The organism is Photobacterium sp. Ph5 (assembly GCF_022129445.1).
Taxonomy (GTDB): domain Bacteria; phylum Pseudomonadota; class Gammaproteobacteria; order Enterobacterales; family Vibrionaceae; genus Photobacterium.
Genome location: NZ_JADQAQ010000104.1, coordinates 1 through 3,042 on the forward strand (window position 1 = coordinate 1; position 3,042 = coordinate 3,042).

The window sequence follows — 3,042 nt, forward strand, 5'->3', positions numbered from 1 at the left end:
ATCTTGAAGTATAGGAGATAATTTAACAGTGGCTGTTAAATAGTGGTAATCAGGTAATTTTAAGTAATTTCGCTTTTAATATTACTTATAAAGATAGTAGCTACAGAGTAAAGGATAATAAAAAAAGTCAGCGTAAAGCTGATTAACAGGGCAATGTATTGCCCTGTTAGATAGACTTATTACTGTGCTGTTTTTACACGGATACGACTTTTTTCTACCAACGTTTCATTTAAAGCTTTCATCGCACGGGTTGCTTGTTCTTCATCGTCCATTTCTACAAAAGCAAAGCCTTTTGACTTGCCTGTGATCGCATCTAAAACAAGGTTACAGTTTCCTACTTTACCAAACTCTTCAAAAATTTTACGAATTTGGATTTCAGTGGTGCTACGAGAAAGGTTACGAACTAGAATTTTCATTTAGAGATCTTTTATTAGGGATGTTTTACTATTTTAACACGAAAAATATTGAAAGGAGGTATATAACGGAGTAACAAATGAGGAATATGGTATCTATATTGAAAAGCAGTCACTGAAATAGTGGGTGAAAATTCAGTGACTGCTCTTAATGTTAAAGATAAGTTATAGCTTAGCTAATGTTTCATCTTCTTCTTTAATTAAATGATCTTTTTCTTTCTGTGCTTTTTCACTTAGGTGAGCTTGTGGTTTTTCTTTATTTTTAATAATTTGACGTTCTAAACGATCAAAAGCTTCGTTAAATGCATCAATTAACTCGTTTGCTTCACCTGAAGCATCTATTTTACCTAGGTTAGATTTAGTCGCAATTTCAACAGTAAATTTGCGACCTTCTTCAAGTTTCATAAATACATCTTTGCTTTGGAAAGCAATTTTGAATTTATCAAATTTAAAGAATGCTTCTTTAATATGTTGTTCTAGGTAGTCAGGAAGTTCAAAACCGCGTGCTGTAATTTTAATGCTCATAATAAGTTACTCATAATTTGTTGGAGTTCATGCTTAATAAGATGAACCTAAAAATGACCATAGAATGTGATCTCTATCACATTAATTATTATAAAAGCATTTGTTAAAATGAAGAGTGTATTGGTTGCTTTATAAGCAACTTGTAGTGGTAGTAATAATAAAAGATAAAGTTCTTATCGAATAAGAATAAAAAAAACACTATTTATTAAAATTAAATAATAAATAGTGTTATTAAAGTGTAGTGTTTATGTTTTTTACTAAAAAAGTAATCTTTGATTGATTTTTGAAAAATAGAAAAAGCTGTGAAATTTCTCATCGTTAATAAGAGAAACTCACAGCTTTAATATACCCAGTACCTTGAAGTCACTTGGGTATAAAAATTAAATATTGTTATTAACTACTTCTGGTTGTTTTTCGTTATCAATATCAGTGGATTGGTTTAGACCTAGAATACGAGAAGTCATCGTACCCGCTGTCATTGAACCACTTACGTTTACTGCGGTACGACCCATATCAATTAGAGGTTCAATTGAAATTAGCAGGCCAGCTAACGCCACAGGCATCCCCAATGTTGAAAGCACAATAATCGCAGCAAATGTCGCACCACCACCAATACCGGCAATACCAAATGAGCTGACAGTTACAATAGCAATTAGAGAAATCATAAAGCTTGGATCTAATGGGTTAATACCTACTGTAGGTGCAATCATTACCGCAAGCATCGCTGGATATAAACCTGCACAACCATTTTGTCCCATCGTCGCACCAAAGGATGCAGAGAAGTTAGCAACAGCATCGCCATTGCCGAGCGATTTTACTTGTGTATCAATATTTAGCGGAATAGTGCCAGCGCTTGAACGAGAGGTAAACGCAAACGTCAAAACGGGTAAGATCTTCTTGAAAAAGCGTATAGGATTGACCCCAACAAAGCTAACGAGTACTAGATGCAATACTAGAATTAACCCAAGGCCAACATAAGATGCGATAACAAAATTCAGTAAACTTAAAATGTCATCGTAATTAGAGCCAGCCACCACTTTCGTCATTAATGCCATCACACCGTAAGGCGTTAAGCTCAGCACCATACGTACTAGTGTACGAACAATTTCCTGAGCAACATTAACAAACTTTTCAAAGCTAGCGCCTAACTCTGGGTTTGTTTTAATTACCGTTAAGCCAGCCATACCAACAAATGCAGAGAAAATCACAACTGCAATAGTAGAAGTAGGACGAGTACCCGCTAAATCAGCGAAAGGGTTAGAAGGGAAAAATGAAATTATCATGTCTGCAAACGATACATTCGCAATACTACCCAAGCGTGTTTGTAATGCTTCGCCACGAGCAATCTCACGCGCACCTTCGACAATACCATCAGCAGTTAAACCAAATAGGTTAGTGATCATTATGCCGATTAAAGCAGAGACAGCGGTTGTTGCTAATAAAACACCTATGGTTAGAAATGATATCTTACCCAGCGCACTTGAATCTTTAACCTTAATAATTGCGCCAATGATAGATACCATAATAAGTGGCATTACAATCATTTTTAAAAGACTGATATAACCTGCCCCAACAATATTAATGTACTCAAGGGTGTCATTTACGACAGGAGTTTGTGGGTGATATAACCATTGTAGAGAAGCGCCAAATAATACACCGAGGATTAATCCGGTAAAAACGCGCTTTGACAGAGTGCTATCTGTACGTTGTTGTTTGATCAGCAAGGCGATCAGTAGTGTAAAAACAGTTAAATTTATAATTTGGTACATACTGCTAACCTTTGAATTATTAATATAATAAAAATGAGAAAGCAATAATTCGCAGTTAAATTAACTGATGCTTGTAAGATTTAGGAATTAAAGTGTTAAGCGCTTATTGTTTCTCATTGGAGGAGAATCATAGTGGTTAAAGTGTTTTTCAGATACATTTTTTATGGCGTTTTTTAGCTTAATTGTTTTATATATATAACTTTTAGTTATATATGGTTTTGAGAGAATAATCAACGAGGGAGTAATAAATGACCAATAAACAGGTAGATAATAGCGGATATAAAAATGTATGGTCCGCCCCGTTATTGCAACTACAATATTAGTAATAACAGAGT

At 34.5% G+C, this 3,042-nt stretch carries 3 protein-coding genes; all 3 read right to left on the reverse strand.

Annotation, left to right across the window (positions count from 1 at the left end; all coding sequences use genetic code 11):
- Window positions 1-179 precede the first annotated feature (179 nt).
- Window positions 180-416 carry an RNA-binding protein gene (locus I3259_RS20060; protein ID WP_238031428.1) on the reverse strand — a complete coding sequence of 79 codons (237 nt, stop codon included), beginning with the start codon at window positions 414-416 and terminating at the stop codon, window positions 180-182.
- A gap of 162 nt (window positions 417-578) precedes the next feature.
- Window positions 579-938: a ribosome-associated translation inhibitor RaiA gene (gene raiA, locus I3259_RS20065; protein ID WP_238031429.1), complete on the reverse strand. Its 360-nt coding sequence runs from the start codon at window positions 936-938 to the stop codon at window positions 579-581.
- A gap of 380 nt (window positions 939-1,318) precedes the next feature.
- Window positions 1,319-2,707 carry an L-cystine transporter gene (locus tag I3259_RS20070; RefSeq protein ID WP_238031430.1) on the reverse strand — a complete coding sequence of 463 codons (1,389 nt, stop codon included), beginning with the start codon at window positions 2,705-2,707 and terminating at the stop codon, window positions 1,319-1,321.
- Window positions 2,708-3,042: the final 335 nt, after the last annotated feature.